General features: G+C 44.8%; 24 protein-coding genes. All 24 read right to left on the reverse strand.

All coding sequences use genetic code 11. The annotated features are described in order from the left end of the window. Positions 1-1,019 (reverse strand): glycosyltransferase family 2 protein (locus VSQ61_RS20145; protein WP_334346162.1); only part of this gene is annotated, 1,019 nt, incomplete at its 3' end. 33 nt (positions 1,020-1,052) lie between these two features. Beyond that, positions 1,053-2,207, reverse strand: a complete 1,155-nt coding sequence (gene glf, locus VSQ61_RS20150; protein WP_334346163.1) for a UDP-galactopyranose mutase — start codon at positions 2,205-2,207, stop codon at positions 1,053-1,055. Between the two features lie 57 nt (positions 2,208-2,264). Beyond that, positions 2,265-3,320 (reverse strand): A/G-specific adenine glycosylase, encoded by a 1,056-nt coding sequence (gene mutY / locus VSQ61_RS23010; protein ID WP_502877061.1) that lies wholly within the window; start codon positions 3,318-3,320, stop codon positions 2,265-2,267. After that, complete coding sequence (gene sfsA, locus VSQ61_RS23015) at positions 3,321-4,001, reverse strand: DNA/RNA nuclease SfsA (RefSeq protein ID WP_502877062.1); 681 nt, start codon at positions 3,999-4,001, stop codon at positions 3,321-3,323. 189 nt (positions 4,002-4,190) lie between these two features. Continuing rightward, positions 4,191-5,084: a GH25 family lysozyme gene (locus VSQ61_RS20160; protein ID WP_334346164.1), complete on the reverse strand. Its 894-nt coding sequence runs from the start codon at positions 5,082-5,084 to the stop codon at positions 4,191-4,193. A 256-nt stretch (positions 5,085-5,340) separates the two neighbouring features. Next, on the reverse strand, positions 5,341-6,522 hold the full coding sequence (locus VSQ61_RS20165; protein ID WP_334346165.1) for a pyridoxal phosphate-dependent aminotransferase: 1,182 nt from the start codon (positions 6,520-6,522) through the stop codon (positions 5,341-5,343). 78 nt (positions 6,523-6,600) lie between these two features. Further along, positions 6,601-7,137 (reverse strand): bL17 family ribosomal protein, encoded by a 537-nt coding sequence (locus VSQ61_RS20170; protein ID WP_334346166.1) that lies wholly within the window; start codon positions 7,135-7,137, stop codon positions 6,601-6,603. Positions 7,138-7,204: 67 nt separating this feature from the next. After that, positions 7,205-8,164 carry a DNA-directed RNA polymerase subunit alpha gene (locus VSQ61_RS20175; protein WP_334346167.1) on the reverse strand — a complete coding sequence of 320 codons (960 nt, stop codon included), beginning with the start codon at positions 8,162-8,164 and terminating at the stop codon, positions 7,205-7,207. A 99-nt stretch (positions 8,165-8,263) separates the two neighbouring features. Next, positions 8,264-8,857, reverse strand: coding sequence for a 30S ribosomal protein S4 (rpsD, locus tag VSQ61_RS20180; RefSeq protein ID WP_334346168.1), 594 nt, complete (start codon positions 8,855-8,857; stop codon positions 8,264-8,266). A 17-nt stretch (positions 8,858-8,874) separates the two neighbouring features. Next, positions 8,875-9,267: a 30S ribosomal protein S11 gene (rpsK, locus tag VSQ61_RS20185; RefSeq protein ID WP_087308020.1), complete on the reverse strand. Its 393-nt coding sequence runs from the start codon at positions 9,265-9,267 to the stop codon at positions 8,875-8,877. A 157-nt stretch (positions 9,268-9,424) separates the two neighbouring features. After that, entirely contained in the window at positions 9,425-9,793 is a 369-nt protein-coding gene (gene rpsM, locus VSQ61_RS20190) for a 30S ribosomal protein S13 (protein WP_087163733.1), read from the reverse strand. A gap of 341 nt (positions 9,794-10,134) precedes the next feature. After that, positions 10,135-10,248, reverse strand: coding sequence for a 50S ribosomal protein L36 (gene rpmJ / locus VSQ61_RS20195; RefSeq protein ID WP_003497809.1), 114 nt, complete (start codon positions 10,246-10,248; stop codon positions 10,135-10,137). 287 nt (positions 10,249-10,535) lie between these two features. Continuing rightward, entirely contained in the window at positions 10,536-10,754 is a 219-nt protein-coding gene (gene infA / locus VSQ61_RS20200) for a translation initiation factor IF-1 (RefSeq protein ID WP_158363570.1), read from the reverse strand. Between the two features lie 18 nt (positions 10,755-10,772). Further along, positions 10,773-11,042, reverse strand: a complete 270-nt coding sequence (locus VSQ61_RS20205) for a hypothetical protein (RefSeq protein ID WP_334346169.1) — start codon at positions 11,040-11,042, stop codon at positions 10,773-10,775. 25 nt (positions 11,043-11,067) lie between these two features. Further along, the gene (map, locus tag VSQ61_RS20210) at positions 11,068-11,829 is read right to left on the reverse strand and encodes a type I methionyl aminopeptidase (protein ID WP_334346170.1); all 762 of its coding nucleotides are present in this window, start codon (positions 11,827-11,829) and stop codon (positions 11,068-11,070) included. A 3-nt stretch (positions 11,830-11,832) separates the two neighbouring features. After that, entirely contained in the window at positions 11,833-12,477 is a 645-nt protein-coding gene (locus VSQ61_RS20215; protein ID WP_334346171.1) for an adenylate kinase, read from the reverse strand. A 230-nt stretch (positions 12,478-12,707) separates the two neighbouring features. Continuing rightward, complete coding sequence (gene secY, locus VSQ61_RS20220; protein WP_334346172.1) at positions 12,708-14,024, reverse strand: preprotein translocase subunit SecY; 1,317 nt, start codon at positions 14,022-14,024, stop codon at positions 12,708-12,710. Further along, positions 14,024-14,464 carry a 50S ribosomal protein L15 gene (gene rplO / locus VSQ61_RS20225; protein WP_334346173.1) on the reverse strand — a complete coding sequence of 147 codons (441 nt, stop codon included), beginning with the start codon at positions 14,462-14,464 and terminating at the stop codon, positions 14,024-14,026. Before rplO ends, secY begins: the two co-directional genes overlap by 1 nt. Before the next feature lie 244 nt (positions 14,465-14,708). Further along, positions 14,709-14,891 carry a 50S ribosomal protein L30 gene (gene rpmD, locus VSQ61_RS20230; protein ID WP_160569135.1) on the reverse strand — a complete coding sequence of 61 codons (183 nt, stop codon included), beginning with the start codon at positions 14,889-14,891 and terminating at the stop codon, positions 14,709-14,711. Between the two features lie 12 nt (positions 14,892-14,903). After that, positions 14,904-15,413 carry a 30S ribosomal protein S5 gene (gene rpsE / locus VSQ61_RS20235; protein ID WP_172543930.1) on the reverse strand — a complete coding sequence of 170 codons (510 nt, stop codon included), beginning with the start codon at positions 15,411-15,413 and terminating at the stop codon, positions 14,904-14,906. A 19-nt stretch (positions 15,414-15,432) separates the two neighbouring features. Beyond that, positions 15,433-15,801: a 50S ribosomal protein L18 gene (rplR, locus tag VSQ61_RS20240; protein WP_160569138.1), complete on the reverse strand. Its 369-nt coding sequence runs from the start codon at positions 15,799-15,801 to the stop codon at positions 15,433-15,435. Positions 15,802-15,818: 17 nt separating this feature from the next. Next, entirely contained in the window at positions 15,819-16,358 is a 540-nt protein-coding gene (gene rplF / locus VSQ61_RS20245; protein ID WP_334346174.1) for a 50S ribosomal protein L6, read from the reverse strand. A 276-nt stretch (positions 16,359-16,634) separates the two neighbouring features. Further along, positions 16,635-17,036, reverse strand: coding sequence for a 30S ribosomal protein S8 (rpsH, locus tag VSQ61_RS20250; RefSeq protein WP_160569187.1), 402 nt, complete (start codon positions 17,034-17,036; stop codon positions 16,635-16,637). A gap of 21 nt (positions 17,037-17,057) precedes the next feature. Next, complete coding sequence (locus tag VSQ61_RS20255) at positions 17,058-17,243, reverse strand: type Z 30S ribosomal protein S14 (protein ID WP_087163512.1); 186 nt, start codon at positions 17,241-17,243, stop codon at positions 17,058-17,060. Positions 17,244-17,256: the final 13 nt, after the last annotated feature.

Here is a 17,256-nt window from a genome sequence, read left to right on the forward strand (position 1 = left end):
AACCCAACAAACTTATTGGCAATTTTATAAGCCGCTTCCGATATCTTCCTCCCGCTTCTTCCCGGCAGGTTCATGCTTCTTCCCATGATTCCCCATTTCAATTCATAATACAGCCGGCGATCCCTCTTTTTCAGATATTTCCAGAGTTCATACTTTTTCTCCAGATTTTCCTTTGTGCCGGAACGGATAGCAATAATAGATGACACCACCATAATGATCTCAAGATAATTCTTCATATAGTGCCGCAGCTTTCGGTTTGGAATCTGTCTGGCATCTGTAAGCTTATAGTCATCAATCATAATGTAATTCACCTTCAGCTGCTGATCCAGACGGCTTATCATCACTTTCTCGTTGACAGACTGATCTTCACGCCCGATATAATAGCGGTAAAAGTTCACATTCATATAATACAGATACTTTACATAGGGCAATGGATGATATACAAAAATATTATCCACATAAAAGGTATGCTTCGGCAATTCCAATTGGCACTCCCGCAAAAGCTTGGTCCGGTAAATCACAGAATGCATCAGAATATACTGTCCCTTATGGAGAAACTTTACATCATCCCATGTAAATACCCGATCCTGGGGAAATGCCGAGCGGTAGCTCATAACCTTTTTCCGCTTCTGCCCTTCTTTCTCATACACAAAGTTGCTGATCAGCATATCCACCAGAGGACTTGCTCCTGCCAGATTCTCCAGCGCTTTCAGAATCTCCTTATAGGCGGAAATGGATACCCAGTCATCGCTGTCCACTACCTTGAAATACAGGCCCGTGGCATTGCGAAGTCCTGTATTTACAGCCTCACCATGACCTCCGTTCACCTGATGAACCGCTTTGATAATTGTGGGATATTTTTCCGCATACTCATCCGCAATAGCAGCCGTTCCGTCCGTAGAACCATCATCTACAATAATAATCTCCACTTCCTCGCCGCCTACCAGCAGAGAATGAATACAGTTTCGCATATAGTTTTCCGAATTATAGCAGGGAATTGCAATTGATAACAGCTTCATGTCGTCCTCCTAAATGTCTATTTGATGTCATTGTCATGAATTCGCCAGACTTCTGGCCAGTGCTATGGCTTTTGCCGCCATGGCATCTATATTATAATATTTATATTCCGCAAGCCGTCCCAATAGATGAAAGTCATAAAATTGTTCCGTAAGGGCCGCATATTTCTCATACAGCTTATTATTTTCCGGATTCATAATTGCATAATAGGGAATCTCTCCCTCCGCTCCTGTGTAAGCAAAGGGATACTCCCGAACAATGGTGGTTCCCTCCGTTTTCTGTCCTGTCAGGTGCTTAAATTCCGTAATTCTGGTAAAATCTTCACTTACCGTATAATTAACTACACTGTGCCCCTGATAATCAGGAATGTTCAAATGCTCAAAGTCAAAACGCAGAGAGCGGTAAGGCAGACGTCCGAAGCGGCATCCAAAAAGCTCATCAACAGGTCCCGTATATATGATACTGCCTGTAAATTCCTCTCCATGAAGCAGAACTTTTCCCGTTTCCTCGGAAAGCTCCAGTACTTCCCTTGCATCCACTCCTATCCGCACCTCAATCAGAGGATGATCCAGCATTTTTTCAAACATAGGAGTGTAACCGTCAAGGGGCATTCCCTGATATTTATCTCCAAAATACCGGTTGTCATGGGAGATTACCACCGGTACCCGGCCTGTTACCGCAGGGTCGATCTCCTCGGGCTTCTGTCCCCACTGCTTCATGGTATACCGCAGGAAAATATTTTCATAAACATAATCAGCAATCGCCTGAATCTCCGGGTCCTGCTGCTGACGCAGCTTCAAGATAGGCACACGGGCTCCTTCTCCAAAAGTGTCCGTCAGCTTTTTTTCCAGCGCCGCAGCCTTTTCCTCACCATAAACCTGTTTTAAAGTGTTCAGGTTAAACGGCACCGGTATCAGTTCCCCGTCCACCTTTGCCACTACTTCATGCCCAAACGCATACCAGTCGGTAAAGCGGGAAAGCCAGGCATAAACCTCCTCATCATTTGTATGGAAAATATGGGGGCCATAACGATGAATCAGAACTCCATAGTGATCCTCCTCATCATAGCAGTTGCCGCCTATATGAGCCTTTTTCTCCAGCACCAGTACGGATTTTTCCTGTTCCTCCGCCAGTATTCTTGCGGCTGCCGCCCCGGCAATTCCGGAACCGATTACGATTGCATCATACATTTTTCTCACCTCTATGCTCTTTTTGTACCTCTTTTTATAATTTCGTCTTACATGCTTTTAAAAACAATGTTTAAAATACTCCGTATAAGCACTAAATGCCGCAGGAATAGAATAAGTCTCCTCCATCTGTGCTTTCTCCACAAAGAAAAAGCCTTCCGGTTCCTGATCCGGCTCCTCTATCTTCACTGCAAAGCCGGCCATATGCCATTCGATGTGGCTGAAAATATGTTTTGCCTCCGGAAGAGGCTGTATTCGGATAGGTGACAGGCCAAGACCCTTCACATACTCCAAAACCTTTTCGCTGTCATACTGTCCCTCCAGATTGGGCAGTTCATATAAGCCGGCCAAAAGCCCTTTTGGAGGGCGCTTCTTTAATGCTGCTTTATTGTCCGAAAGCAGTACCAACACTGTCCGCTTTTCAATACGGCGCTTTTTCGGCGGCGTCTTTTTGGGCAATTCCAGTTCCACATTGTCCCCATGGGCTTTGCACAACTCTTTTAAAGGACATTCCCCGCATTTGGGTTCCCCATTCGGCACACATACAATGGCCCCAAGTTCAATAAGAGATTGGTTAAAATCGCCTGCCCGTTCTTTTGGAATCACTGCCTGTATCTGCTCCTCCATTTTTCGGCGGACAGACTGCTTCATAATGTCCTCATAGCTTTTCTGAACTCTCGACAGGACCCGAAGCACATTGCCGTCTACCGCCGGCCTTGGGATACCGAAAGCAATGGAAGCTATTGCGCCTGCCGTATAGCTTCCGATTCCCGGAAGCTCCCGGATCCTGTCATAGTCCGGGGGCATCTCTCCGCCGTGCTCCTTGAGCAGTTCTTTTGCCGCTTTCTGCATATTACGTACACGATTATAGTAGCCTAAGCCCTCCCACAGCTTCATAAGCCGATCCTCCGGGGCATTTGCCAAATCACGAATGGACGGCAGTTCCCTCAGGAACCTTTCAAAATATGGCTTTACTGCCTCCACACGGGTCTGCTGCAGCATAATTTCCGATACCCACACACGGTATGGTGTGGGCTCTTCTCTCCAGGGAAGTACCCGGGCATGTCCATCATACCATTTCAGAAGCGGATTCACTATCTCTTTCAAAGTCTCCATCTACAATCGAACCTCAACTTCCTGATCTATCACAAGTGTATCCGGCTCCACCACACAATCTCTGGCAAAGATACCTACGCCTTCTGCCGCCGCCTTTCTAAGAGCCTTTCCAAAGGCCGGATGGGTTCGGTCATTGGGCTCCATAAAGTGTACATTTTTCATTTGAATCACAAAAAATATATAAGCCTCATAACCTGCTTTCTTACATTCTATTAATTCCTGAATATGCTTAACGCCCCGTTCAGTGGGCGCATCCGGAAAGCGAACGATTCCTTCTTCCTCCAGAGTAACTCCTTTCACTTCCATGAAAATCTTCCGCTGGCCATCTTCAATGTAAAAATCAAATCTGGAATTCCCATAACGGCATTCCGGCCGTATCATGGCATCCGGGCTGCAAAAATCTCCTGTCCGCAGCCATTCTGCCGTCACACGGTTAGGCGCCTGAGAATCCATATTAATAAGCCTGTCCCCTTTTTTTACCGCTATCAGATCAAGGGGGGTCTTTCTCTCCGGATTAGACTGCCGCTGCACATAGATCTCCGCCGCCGGCAGCAACAGCTCCCGACAGCGGCCCGTATTTTTTACATGACAAATCTCTCGCCCTCCTGCCGTCTGCACATAGGCTACAAAGCGATTTGGACGCTCCAGGAAAGCTGCTTTCTCCATATGTTCATACTTCATAGTATTTTACAATCTGCCTGTAACTATGCTAACGCAGATTTCTTAACTTCCTTCTATATTTTTATTAAGATTCCGTAAAACATTTGGAATACCCAATGTATTTTAACATAAATTCTAAGATTTTCCTAGTGTATCTAAGCTTTATGTTTTCATACGTTTTTATAATATTTTTAATTGCTGATGTATATGCTAACTGTTTTGGAACGCCTGAATGGTTCTCTTTCCCACAATTCCATCCACCGCAACTCCAAAATGCGCCTGTGCTGTTTTTACAGCCTTCTCCGTAGCTTTCCCGAAAATTCCGTCAATATTATTGTTTCCTTTGGCATTTTTACCCGGCAGGAATTTTAGACGAATCAAATGATGTTGAACCCATTTAATATCTTCTCCATACAATGGTATCGATTTAAGGCTCAAAAGTCTTTGGGGAATCGGATATGGATTTTTTTGTTTATTGCCATTGTTTATTGCCAAATCTCCATACCATAGATTCAGGTCTACATCACCCTTGATTCCTAAGACCCTGCCTTTGGAACTATATTGCCACCCCTCCAGCGTGCTTGACAATGCCGGCTTATTATTGGCTGAAGGATTTGCTGATGCCTCTACTGCATTATTGGATGGATATCTGGCAATCCAAAAACTGCAAAGAAGCTCTTTCGCATATGGTTTTAAATTTTTGTTATAAAATGATAAGCCTGTATAGATGCCAAATTCCAGGCCTGCCAATTCAATTTGTTTTTGATATGCTTTTATCACTTGTATCAAAGCAGCTCCCAAACCCTGCTGGGAGACATCTTCCACATCGAGCCAGACCTTTGCTTTTCTTCCTGACAAAATAGCAATTACTTTTTGTGCATCTGTTTTCGCTTTATTTACTGTTGTAGCATAGGAGTAATTGTATACGCCTATAATCGGGATAGACGCCTTTTCACAGCCCTTCCAATTGCTTTCAAACTGTCTGTCAGGAGTAAGATCTCTGCGGATTATTTTCAAAATTGCCCCTTGAATTCCCGATGCCTTTACCTTTTCCCAATCAATATTTCCCTGATAGGAGGATACGTCAATCACTTTCTTGCTCATATTCTGCCACCTCTTCCTTCCTCTGATGGGTTGCCAAATCTACTGTCCAGCTTCCCTATAATATATTAATCAGAAAGCCTAAAACTGTTCCTAATACCATTCATATTCACCCTTTACGGAAAGAAAAGCACCTGCCATTATGACAGGTGTTCTATGTACTATATTAAGGCTCCCACAGGTTTAGCAAACTGCACTCTGATAACAGATCGGCATCCAAATATCGCCGGCAATGTCCGAAAAAGTTGCCGGAATAAATCTATTGATATTCTTTCATCAGCTTTTCAAAAGCAGGCATAGCATTTATAATGGTTTTCTCTGCCACACAGTAGGCAATCCGCACATATCCCAGGCAGCCGAAGTCGTCACTTGGAACCAGGAGCAGATCATATTTTTTGGCTCGCTCGCAAAATGCATAGGCATCCTCCTCCAAAGCCTTTACAAAAAGATAGAATGCTCCCTGAGGCGGCACACAGGTATAACCAAGTCTGGTAAGCCCTTTCATGAGCAGATCCCGATTGTTCTTATATGCATCAATATCTCCTGTATCCTCTACACATTTTGCCGCCACCTGTTGAAACAAAGACGGTGCACAAACAAACCCCAGAACACGGGCAGCTCCTGCAATAGCCGAAGATACTTTTGTATAATCTGTCAGGTGATTGGGAATTACAATATAGCCAATGCGCTCTCCCGGCAGAGACAGGGATTTGCTGTAGGAATAGCAGACCAAAGTATTATCATAATACTTTGTAAGATATGGCACTTCTATACCGTCATATACAATCTCACGATAAGGTTCATCCGCAATCAGATATATGGGCTCTCCGTATTCTTCCGATTTTCTCTTTAAAAGCGCCGCAAGTCCTTTGATTGTATCCAAGGTGTATACTACACCGGAAGGATTGTTTGGAGAGTTAACAATCACACCCTTTGTCTTTGGGTTAATCCGTCGTTCCAGAGCTTCCAGATCCATCTGAAAATCTGGCAGATGAGGCTGTATTACCTGCAAAGAAGCCCCTATTCCCTCTACCCAACAACGATATTCCGGGAAAAACGGAGCAAAGGTAATAAATTCATCACCAGGATTGCCGAGAGCCCGAAAACAGATATTTAAGGAAGCTGCCGCACCACAGGTCATAAATATATTGTCGCCCGTGAAGCTTTCTCCAAAACGGCGATTCAAAGATTCTGCTATGGTTTTACGTACAGCCGCATCTCCCGGGGCTGGGGAATAAGCGTGAATCTCCTCTGCCGGCTGCTCTAACAGCTCTAAAATGGCCTTTTTAACAGTGTCTGGTGCCGGAATACTTGGATTACCCAAGCTAAAATCATAAACCTTGTCTGCGCCAACCTGGGCCTTACGTTTTAGGCCAAAAGAAAAAATCTTGCGTATAATGGAACTTTTGCTTCCAAGTTCGTAGCATTCTTCTGATATCATATTGCCGCTCCCTTTCTATAAAAGCCTATCCGGAATATATAGTCCGGACAGGCTTTCTTAAAAATCTTATTCTGCTGTTTATACAAGCTCCAATACAACTTCCATAGCAGCGTCACCTTTACGCTGGCCAATCTTAACGATTCTCGTATAACCACCGTTGCGGTTTACATACTTGGGTGCAATCTCATCAAAAAGTCTTGCTACCATGTCTACCTGCTTGGTATTTCTCTTTCTTCCTGCGGCTTTCTCCGGAACCTCTTTTACCGGATAAAGAACCTTCAGCATCTGACGTCTGGCATGAAGTCTGGAAGGCTGATCTTTCTTGATGGTTTTTTCTACTTCATCAAATACGGTAACCTTCTTGCCGTCTACTACTTCCTTTACTCTCTTGCCGTCCTTATCCTTACGGGGAACCTTAGCAGTAACGGTTACGGTCTCATAGTTATCCTTTTCCTTTACTGCAAGCGCAATCAGGCCCTCAGCAATCTTGCGAACTTCTTTTGCCTTTGCCTCAGTAGTAACAATCTTTCCATGCTGAAGAAGTGCCGTTACCTGATTTCTCAGTAAAGCCTTTCTCTGACTGGAAGTTCTGCTCAGTTTTCTATACTTTGCCATTTTTCATCTCCTCCATTCGTGGAACCACATCTCCATGCTTCTTCGGTCTTACTGGAGAGGGTTGTGACTATTCATCACTTGGGTTTAACTGTAATCCCAACTCTTTCAGCTTCGCCAGAACCTCTTCCAAGGACTTGCGGCCCAGGTTGCGGACCTTCATCATATCCTCAGAAGTACGGTTACAAAGCTCTTCTACGGTATTGATACCTGCTCTCTTGAGACAGTTGAAAGAACGAACAGAAAGCTCCAACTCGTCAATGCTCATCTCAAGTACCTTTTCCTTCTCATTGTCCTCTTTCTCTACCATGATCTCTGCGGTCTTGGCATTCTCAGACAAATCAATAAACAGGCTTAAATGCTCGCTTAAAACCTTTGCTGCCAGGCTGACTGCCTCGTCAGGAACCAGCGTGCCATTGGTATATACATCCAGAGTCAGCTTGTCAAAGTCAGTCACCTGACCTACACGGGTATCCTGAACGGTCATATTGACACGCTCTACAGGAGTATAGATAGAATCAATCGCAATCACTCCAATAGGAAGATCCGGATTTTTATTCTTCTCTGCGCTCACATAACCTCTGCCTTTTGTAATGGTTAACTCCATGTATAATTTGCTGTCCGCACCGCCGTTCAAATGGGCGATCACCAGGTCGGGATTCAGGATTTCAATATCGGGATCCGCCTGAATGTCAGCTGCTGTCACAATTCCTTCGCCGTCAAATTCAATGTAAGCGATCTTTGCTTCGCTGGAATCACTTGTATTACGAATCGCCAGATTTTTGATATTCATAATGATTTCAGTTACGTCTTCCTTTACGCCAGGAATAGAACTGAACTCATGGAGAACACCTTCAATCTTTACCTGGCTCACTGCAGCGCCCGGCAGGGAAGAAAGCATGATTCTTCTCAATGAATTGCCAAGTGTCGTACCGTAACCTCTCTCAAGCGGCTCAACTACAAATTTCCCATACTTTTTGTCATTTGAAATCTCTGCAATCTCAATTTTCGGTTTGTTAAAATCGAACACTAAAAGGCCCCTCCTTCATATTTTAGTTGGGTGGCGTTATGCTACGTGTTATATGTTACAGTTCACATCAAAAGTGAACTGTAACTGTTATACTCCCAATTACTTAGAATACAACTCGACGATAAGCATCTCATCTACCGGTACATCAATTGCATCTCTGGAAGGAAGCTCTTTTACAGTTCCCTTTAATGCCTCCAAATCAGACTCCAGCCACTCCGGTGTCAGTCTTCCGCCAGTAGCCTCCACGATGTCTTTGTATCTCTGAGATCCTCTGCATTTTTCCTTAATTTCGATTACATCGCCTGCTTTTACCTGGTAAGAGGGGATATTGACCTGCTTTCCATTTACCAGAATATGCTTGTGATCTACAATCTGACGGGCTTCTCTTCTGGTTCTTGCAAGACCTAAACGGAATACTACATTGTCCAGTCTGCACTCCAGCATAATCATCAGGTTCTCACCGGTCATGCCTTTCATTCTGTCTGCTTTCTCATAATAATTACGGAAAGGCTTCTCCAGAACGCCGTAGATAAATTTTGCTTTCTGCTTTTCACGAAGCTGAAGTCCGTACTCGGACATCTTTCTGTTCGCTCTTCTTAACTCTCTTGTAGATTTTTTATCAATTCCTAAAACTGTCGGCTCCAGACCAAGGGAACGACATCTTTTCAGAACCGGAACTCGATTGACTGCCATTACTTTGTACCTCCTAATTAGACTCTTCTACGTTTGGGCGGGCGACATCCATTGTGTGGTACCGGAGTCACGTCGCGGATACTGGTTACCTCCAGGCCGCATGCCTGAAGTGCACGGATTGCTGCCTCACGGCCGGAACCCGGTCCCTTTACCATAACGTCTACTGTCTTAAGTCCATGTACTAATGCTGCCTTGGTTGCTGTCTCAGCTGCCATCTGAGCCGCATACGGAGTAGATTTCCTTGAACCTCTAAATCCCAGACCACCGGCACTTGCCCATGATAAAGCATTTCCTTCAGTATCTGTTAAAGTAACAATTGTATTGTTAAAAGATGACTGAATATGTGCCTGTCCGCGTTCAACGTTTTTCTTTACGCGCTTTTTTGTCACTTTCTTTGTAACTTTCGCCATTTTAAACTAACCTACTTTCTTCTTTCTTTTTAAGGTAACACCACGGTCACTAAATTCATTTCCTCGCTTCGCTCGTCATTCATTAAGTGTCCTGGCGGGCTTTCGTACTAATCTCAGGCTGCGCACTCTGTGCTTGCCTTCGCTAAGTACTCAATGCCTACTTTTTCTTATTTGCTACTGTTCTCTTCGGACCTTTTCTTGTTCTCGCGTTGGTCTTGGTCTTCTGACCACGTACCGGCAGTCCCTTACGATGACGGATACCTCTGTAGCATCCGATCTCCTGCAGACGCTTGATATTCATAGCAATCTCACGTCTTAAGTCACCCTCTACCTGATAATCCGCATCGATAACGGCGCTGATTCTGCGAACCTCATCATCCGTCAGATCTCTTACACGGGTATCCGGGTTTACTTTTGCTGCTTCCAGGATCTTGTTTGCACTGGCACGGCCAATTCCGTACACATATGTCAAACCGATCTCCACACGTTTTTCTCTTGGTAAGTCTACACCAGAAATACGAGCCATTTGATTATTCCTCCATACTTTAAATAAACTATTGAAACCGTACGCAGTGCTATCTTGATTCCGCTATACTGTTGAACGGTCACAAAGTTCCGGGCGTTTTTTAATAGGTGCCCGATGACACTTTCCTAAATGGGATATGGACTTCCATATCCAGCCGGATAAAGACCCGGCCTTTCAGATACTCCGCATTACGCATTTCTCCGTTTTAAGCAATATCATTGTGAATAATCCTGGTCAAATATATTGTAAATAACATTGGCTTTATAATAGGAAATATCTCATTATATGCCCAATGCTCAGCCGCACAAATATATTTCTTCACAGGGATTACACTTGCTAAATTATCCCTGGCGCTGTTTGTGCTTTGGATTCTCGCAAATTACTCTGATACTGCCTTTTCTTTTGATGATTTTGCACTTTTCGCAAATAGGCTTTACAGATGATCTTACTTTCATCGTAAAAATCCTCCTTTCACATCTTTCGTTCTCCCGGCATCAAAGGCCTCCTGGGTTTTGAAAGCTTTAAATGCCTGGAAAACAAGGCATTTCTTGTTACCGGTCTCTCCTTAGACCCCTAAAAAAGCGCATAAAAACAGGCGCAAAAGTCCTGTAGAGACCATACGCCAAATAGTATAACATTCGTATATTCAAAATGCAAGTACTTTTTTAACAAAATACGGAAAAACTTCACCCGAAACCGGAGCTTACTGTTTCTATCCATGTAAGCCCCGATTTAGTTAATCTTATTTATCTCTCCATATAATCCGCCCCTTAGACAGATCATAAGGTGACATTTCAATGGTAACCTTATCCCCCGGAAGAATCCGGATAAAGTTCATACGGAGCTTTCCGCTGATATGTGCCAACACCTGATGGCCATTCTCAAGTTCTACCTGAAACATGGCGTTTGGCAGCTTCTCCACTACGGTTCCTTCAATTTCGATTACATCTGCTTTTGACATCTTTTTCCTCCACTTTGATCAGATTTTAGGCTGTGCGAGCTTTGCTTCATATTGTCTTATAGCCCGCTTGATATCGTCATCGTTCTTCTCGTCCGGATTCCAATGCTCCGGCATTTGCTTTATGATCTGAATATGCTTCCACTTTTTCTTCTTTGGCTTTGACAAGGGTTTTCGTTTTCCATCAGCCAAATATACATATTCAGGCTCTGTTTTCACTATGAGATACAGGCTTCCTTTATCGTGCCCTGCTTTTGCTCTGGCAAACATGCCTGGTACAATACTCTCCATATGCGCCTCACTTCCTCCGCTTTTCTCACATAGGTGAAGAGAGGGTCAGAATCTCCGGTTCACCGTTGGTAATCAAAACCGTATTCTCATAGTGGGCGGAAAGGGAGCCGTCCTCTGTGACAACTGTCCAGTCATCGTCCAGCCACACTACCTCCCAGCCTCCGGCATTGATCATAGGCTCTATGGCAAGGGTCATTCCCGGCATCAGCTTCACTCCCCGCCGTCTCTGGTGAAAGTTTGGAATCTGAGGGTCTTCATGAAGCTTTGTACCAATTCCGTGTCCCACGAGATCCTGAACCACTCCATACCCAAAGGTATCAATGTAATCATTAATGGCATTGGATATCTCATGAAGGTGATGCCCGGCTCTGGCATATTTAATTCCCTCAAAAAAACTCTGTTTTGTGGCTTTGATAAGCTGTTCCGCTTCCGGGCTAATCTTTCCCACGGCATGCGTTCTGGCCGCATCCGAGTGATATCCCTTGTATATAAGCCCTGCATCCAGACTTACGATATCCCCTTCCTGAAGAATTCTCTCTTTATGGGGGATTCCATGCACTACCTCATCATTTACCGAAACACAAATAGATGCCGGATAGCCATTATAGTTCAGAAAGTTCGGAATACAGCCTCTCTTTCGAATCAATCGATCGCCATAGTGATCAATGTCCAAAGTGGAGATACCCGGTCTCACAAAGTCCGCAAGCTCATTGTGAACCTCCTCCAGAAGCTTTCCCGCTGTCCGCATCAGCTCGATTTCTCTGGCAGATTTAATACTTACTGACATGCTTTACGCTCCTAATATCTTAACAATTGCCTGGAACACGGCCTCCATATCCTGAGTTCCGTCTACCTCTGCCAGCTTTCCCTGACTGGTATAGTACTCAATCAAAGGCTGTGTCTGGCTGTGGTAAACACCAAGGCGCTTTTCCACCGTCTCCGGCTTATCGTCATCTCTAAGGACTAATTTTTCGCCGCAGCGGTCACATACTCCCTCTACTTTTGTGGGAATATGTACAATGTGATAAGTGGCGCCGCAGGAAAGGCAGGCACGCCGTCCGGACATACGGCTGATGATGTTTTCATCCGGAACCTCCACATTTACTGCATAATCAATGCTCTCTCCCTGCGCCTCCAAGGCTCTCGTAAGAGCCTCCGCCTGCGGAATAGTTCTGGGAAAGCCATCCAAGACATAGCCGTTCTTGCAATCCGGCTCCTTGAAACGGTCCATAATCAGCTCCAATGTCAGCTCATCCGGCACCAAAAGCCCTTGGTCCATATAAGCCTTGGCCTTTGCGCCAAGTTCTGTCCCATTCTTTATATTTGCTCTGAAAATATCGCCCGTTGAAATGTGAGGGATCTGATACTTATCAGCTATTTTCTTTGCCTGTGTGCCTTTTCCTGCACCTGGGGCCCCCAACATAATAACCTTCATCACGTTCCTCCTATTTATAGTCGCTGCGCAACGGCACTAAAGGGCAAAGTCGCTTCGACACACCGGTAATGAGAGAAACTTTTATTCGATAACGCTCTCATAAAAGTTCCTCTCGTGCGCCTTTGCGACTTTACCTGTTACAGTCGCTGCGCAACGGCACTATGTGCTCCTTTTACTATAACCTTTGATAGCCTGTGCGGAAGCTTCCGCACAGGCTAGAAAGGTTTTTCCTAATCGTTCAAAAAGCCCTTGTAATAGCGCACTGCCATCTGTGATTCAATCTGCTTTAGAGTCTCCAATACAACACCAACAATAATGATGATGGAGGTTCCTCCAAAGGATACATTGGCTCCGAATACTCCATTAAAGAAAATCGGAATCACACATACAATAATCAGGCCAATTGCACCAATGAAAACTATATAATTCAAAATCTTTGTCAAATACTCAGTTGTGGGACGTCCGGGACGAATACCCGGAACAAAACCGCCCTGCTTCTTCATATTATCCGCAATCTCCATAGGGTTAAAGGTAATGGAGGTATAGAAATATGCAAAAAATACAACCAATATAATATAGAGCAGAAGTCCCAGGCTGTATACTGGCTCGCTGGGATTACACCAGCTTCCGGAACTTAAGCCTCTTAAAATCTTGCTCCCAACTCCTGTCCCATTTCCTTTTCCGATGAGAGATGCTATCACACCAGGGAAAGACATCAAAGATGAAGCGAAGATAACCGGAATAACTCCAGCTGTATTCACTTTCATAGGAATGTGAGTACTCTGTCCTCCAACTACTTTTCTTCCCTGAAGCTTTTTACTGTACTGGACGGGGATTCTTCTCTCGCCATCCTGCAGAATGATAACAAAAACAACAGTCAGCAAAATTACTGCCAAAATAATCACTGCTGCAAGGACACCTTTTGCCACACTCTTATTTTGAATGAACATGGTATACAGGCGAACAAAGTCATCCGGAATACGTGAAACAATATTCACCAAAAGTACGATGGAAATTCCATTACCGACACCATTTTGGGTAATACGCTCACCGATCCACATAAGAAACGCAGATCCTGCAGTCAGCGTAATCACTACAACAGCCATATTGTACCAGGTAGGATTCTCCAGCAAACCCTGTCCGCCAAAGCCGATGGTCATAGCTGCGCCTTCAATCAATGCCAGTACAATCGTTACATAACGTGTAATATTCTGGATTTTCTTTCTTCCATCCTCTCCATCCTTCTGCATCTCTTCCAGCTTCGGAATGGCAATGGTAAGGAGCTGCATAATGATGGAGGACGTAATATAGGGGTTGATACCTAACGCAAATAATGACATGCTTGCAAGGGAGCCGCCGGTAAAGGAATCAATCAGATTGAATGCGTCACCGGTATTCTGGGCCAGCCATTGTGCAAGAAAGGTTCTGTTAACACCCGGAACAGGAAGCTGGGAACCCAGCCTGATGACTGCAATCATCAGGAAGGTAAACAGCAGCTTCTGCCGGATCTCCTTAATTTTAAATGCGTTCTGTAATGTTTTAAACATTAGATCACCTCAGCTTTTCCACCAAGAGCTTCAATTTTGGCCTTTGCGCCCTCTGAGAAAGCATTTGCCTGAACAGTCAGCTTCTTTGTCAGTTCTCCATTTCCAAGAATCTTTACACCATCCCGGGGATTCTTAACAATGCCCTGCTCTAACAGTGTCTCCACTGAAACAACCGAATCATTTTCAAACACTTCCAGAGCACTTACATTGATTCCAACAATCACTTTGGAATTGCGGTTTGTAAATCCTCTCTTCGGAAGTCTTCTGTATAAGGGCATCTGACCGCCCTCAAAGCCCGGTCTCGGTGCTCCGGAACGAGCCTTCTGTCCCTTATGTCCCTTACCGGCTGTCTTACCGTTTCCTGAACCATGTCCACGGCCTCTTCTGAAGTTATTGCTCTGCTTGGAGCCTTCAGCGTACTGTAAGTTTGATAAGTCCATTGTGACACCTCCTATTTAAAGTTCCGCAACAATCCTCCCAGTACGCAGACAACTTGGAAGAATTTCCAGTCACAAAAAGATGTGCCTGTGAATCCTTCCGGGTACTGTCCGGACTATTGCTGTTTTCTTATTAAAGTTCCGCAGTCCTCCTACCAGTACGCAATCAATATGGAAGAATTTCCAGCCACAAATGCATGTGTCTGTAAATTCTTCCGGGTACTGTCCGGAGTCCTGCTGTTTTTAACTAAACCTCTTCTACCTTAACCAAATGTCTTACATGCCAAATCATTCCTCTGACTGCCTCGTTATCCGGCATCTCAACGGTCTTGTGAAGCTTTCTAAGACCCAGGGCCTCAACCGTTGCTTTCTGCTTGGGAACAGCACCAATCGGAGATTTCACTAAGGTAATTTTTAATTTATCTGCCATGTCTGTTTCCTCCTAGTTCGTAATCTCTTCAACAGATTTGCCGCGATTCTTCGCAACTTCCTCCGGAGTCTTCAGAGCCTTCAGTCCTGCGATAGTTGCCAGAACAACGTTCTGCTTGTTGTTAGAGCCTAAGGACTTGGTACGGATATTCTTGATGCCGGCAAGCTCCAGCACGTTACGTGCAGGACCTCCTGCGATAACACCGGTACCTTCCGGAGCTCTCTTTAACAGCACGGATGCGCTGCCAAATTTTCCGATAAAATCGTGTGTAATACTGTTGTTCTCGTCAATCGCTACCGTGATCAGCTTCTTCATGGCATCCTCTTTGCCCTTGCGGATTGCTTCCGGAATCTCGGTGGCCTTTCCAAGACCTGCTCCGACATGGCCGTTGCCGTCTCCCACAACTACCAAAGCTGTGAAACGCATGGTACGACCGCCCTTGACAGTCTTGCTTACACGCTTGATTGACACTACTTTATCCGTTAATTCCAACTGACTCGGATCAATAATCTCATGTCTCATGTGTCTTTTCCTTCCTTTCCTAGAATTCCAATCCAGCCTCACGGGCTGCATCTGCCAATGCCTGAATCTTACCCTGATATATAAAGCCGCCTCTATCAAAGACAACTACCTTAATACCTTTGTCCAGGGCCTTCTTAGCAATTACTTTTCCAAGGTATGCTGCTGCATCAACGTTATTCGTCTTCTCCAGCTCTGCTTTCACATCCTTCTCCAGGGTGGAAGCCGCAACAAGAGTATTGCCGACTGTATCGTCAATAATTTGAGCATACATATGATTATTACTTCTAAACACAGCCAAACGCGGTCTTTCAGCTGTTCCGCTGATATGATTACGTATTTTTCTATGTTTATTCTGGCGAACTACGCTTCTTGTCTTTTTGCTAACCATTCTTATACTCTCCTTACTTATTTCTTACCAGTCTTACCAACTTTACGTCTGATCACTTCATCAGCATACTTGATACCCTTGCCCTTGTAAGGTTCCGGTCTCCTCTTATCTCTGATTTCCGCTGCGTATTGGCCAACCTTTTCTTTGTCGATTCCCTTTACGGTGATCTTGTTACCGTCTACTACAGACTCCAGGCCTTCCGGATCAATCATCTCTACCGGATGAGAGTATCCAAGGGACAGTGTCAGCTTATTACCGGACTTGGCAGCTCTGTAACCAACACCATTTACCTCCAGAACCTTTTCATAACCCTCGCTTACGCCTACTACCATGTTATGAATCAGGGTCCTTGTCAGGCCATGTAAGGATTTCATTTTCTTTAAATCGTTAGGTCTTGTAACTACTACATGACCATCTTCCAGCTTAATTTCCATTTCTTCGGGTAATACTCTCTCAAGAGTTCCCTTGGGACCTTTTACGGTCACTTTGTTGCCCTCTGCGATGTTTACCGTAACACCGGCAGGAACGGCAACCGGCAGTCTTCCGATACGTGACATACCAATTTACCTCCTAATAACTTAAATTCTCGGAGAAGCTGCTTTTGGCTTCTCTGTTTTCAGTATGAGCACTTAGTGAAGGCAAGCTGTAAGCGCAGCCTGAACTTAGTGCGAATCTGCACCTGAACACTGGCTGTGAACACTTAGCGAAATTTATTGAGCTTAGTGTGAACGCCCGCCTGAACACTTGGTGAGACAACAGTCGAACCTAGTGATCAGTGCGTTTCCTTGTGATCATGATGCTTCCTTGTAAAAATTCTCAGCCAACTTCCCGGCCTACCAAATGAAAGCAAGTACTTCTCCGCCAACGCCCTGGGCACGGGCTTCCTTGTCGGTGATAACGCCCTTGTTGGTGGAAATAATTGCAATTCCGAGACCGCCAAGTACCTTGGGCAGCTCTTCCTTGTTTGCATATACCCGCAGACCCGGCTTGGAAATTCTCTTAAGACCGGAGATAATCTTCTCGTTCTTATCCTTTCCATACTTCAAGGTAATACGGATGGTCTTGAAGTTTCCGTCCTCTACAAGGTCATACTTTGCAATGTATCCCTCGTCTACCAGGATGTTTGCGATCGCAATCTTCATCTTGGAAGCGGGAACGTCAACTGTATCATGTTTTGCGGTATTCGCATTACGAATTCTTGTAAGCATATCCGCAATGGGATCATTCGTTGTCAATGCCATTGATATTTGCCTCCTTTACCAGCTTGCCTTCTTAACGCCAGGGATCTGTCCTTTATATGCTAACTCACGGAAGCAGATTCTGCAGATTCCGTATTTTCTCAGATATGCGTGCGGACGGCCGCAAATTCTGCAGCGGTTGTATTCTCTTACTGCAAACTTCTGTTTCCGCTGCTGCTTAATCTTCATTGCTGTCTTAGCCATGAAATTTCCCTCC

Origin of the sequence: Candidatus Merdisoma sp. JLR.KK006 (genome assembly GCF_036941035.1) — a bacterium.
GTDB lineage: Bacteria > Bacillota > Clostridia > Lachnospirales > Lachnospiraceae > Laedolimicola.

What these genes read in the sequence shown, in the direction of transcription:
- glf (WP_334346163.1), bottom strand. Translation starts at nt 2,207, where the DNA reads ATGTATGATGCAATCGTAATCGGTTCCGGAATTGCCGGGGCGGCAGCC.
- mutY (WP_502877061.1), bottom strand. Translation starts at nt 3,320, where the DNA reads ATGGAGACTTTGAAAGAGATAGTGAATCCGCTTCTGAAATGGTATGAT.
- sfsA (WP_502877062.1), bottom strand. Translation starts at nt 4,001, where the DNA reads ATGAAGTATGAACATATGGAGAAAGCAGCTTTCCTGGAGCGTCCAAAT.
- VSQ61_RS20160 (WP_334346164.1), bottom strand. Translation starts at nt 5,084, where the DNA reads ATGAGCAAGAAAGTGATTGACGTATCCTCCTATCAGGGAAATATTGAT.
- VSQ61_RS20165 (WP_334346165.1), bottom strand. Translation starts at nt 6,522, where the DNA reads ATGATATCAGAAGAATGCTACGAACTTGGAAGCAAAAGTTCCATTATA.
- VSQ61_RS20170 (WP_334346166.1), bottom strand. Translation starts at nt 7,137, where the DNA reads ATGGCAAAGTATAGAAAACTGAGCAGAACTTCCAGTCAGAGAAAGGCT.
- rpsD (WP_334346168.1), bottom strand. Translation starts at nt 8,857, where the DNA reads ATGGCAGTCAATCGAGTTCCGGTTCTGAAAAGATGTCGTTCCCTTGGT.
- rpsK (WP_087308020.1), bottom strand. Translation starts at nt 9,267, where the DNA reads ATGGCGAAAGTTACAAAGAAAGTGACAAAAAAGCGCGTAAAGAAAAAC.
- rpsM (WP_087163733.1), bottom strand. Translation starts at nt 9,793, where the DNA reads ATGGCTCGTATTTCTGGTGTAGACTTACCAAGAGAAAAACGTGTGGAG.
- rpmJ (WP_003497809.1), bottom strand. Translation starts at nt 10,248, where the DNA reads ATGAAAGTAAGATCATCTGTAAAGCCTATTTGCGAAAAGTGCAAAATC.
- infA (WP_158363570.1), bottom strand. Translation starts at nt 10,754, where the DNA reads ATGTCAAAAGCAGATGTAATCGAAATTGAAGGAACCGTAGTGGAGAAG.
- VSQ61_RS20205 (WP_334346169.1), bottom strand. Translation starts at nt 11,042, where the DNA reads ATGGAGAGTATTGTACCAGGCATGTTTGCCAGAGCAAAAGCAGGGCAC.
- map (WP_334346170.1), bottom strand. Translation starts at nt 11,829, where the DNA reads ATGTCAGTAAGTATTAAATCTGCCAGAGAAATCGAGCTGATGCGGACA.
- VSQ61_RS20215 (WP_334346171.1), bottom strand. Translation starts at nt 12,477, where the DNA reads ATGAAGGTTATTATGTTGGGGGCCCCAGGTGCAGGAAAAGGCACACAG.
- secY (WP_334346172.1), bottom strand. Translation starts at nt 14,024, where the DNA reads ATGTTTAAAACATTACAGAACGCATTTAAAATTAAGGAGATCCGGCAG.
- rplO (WP_334346173.1), bottom strand. Translation starts at nt 14,464, where the DNA reads ATGGACTTATCAAACTTACAGTACGCTGAAGGCTCCAAGCAGAGCAAT.
- rpmD (WP_160569135.1), bottom strand. Translation starts at nt 14,891, where the DNA reads ATGGCAGATAAATTAAAAATTACCTTAGTGAAATCTCCGATTGGTGCT.
- rpsE (WP_172543930.1), bottom strand. Translation starts at nt 15,413, where the DNA reads ATGAGACATGAGATTATTGATCCGAGTCAGTTGGAATTAACGGATAAA.
- rplR (WP_160569138.1), bottom strand. Translation starts at nt 15,801, where the DNA reads ATGGTTAGCAAAAAGACAAGAAGCGTAGTTCGCCAGAATAAACATAGA.
- rplF (WP_334346174.1), bottom strand. Translation starts at nt 16,358, where the DNA reads ATGTCACGTATCGGAAGACTGCCGGTTGCCGTTCCTGCCGGTGTTACG.
- VSQ61_RS20255 (WP_087163512.1), bottom strand. Translation starts at nt 17,243, where the DNA reads ATGGCTAAGACAGCAATGAAGATTAAGCAGCAGCGGAAACAGAAGTTT.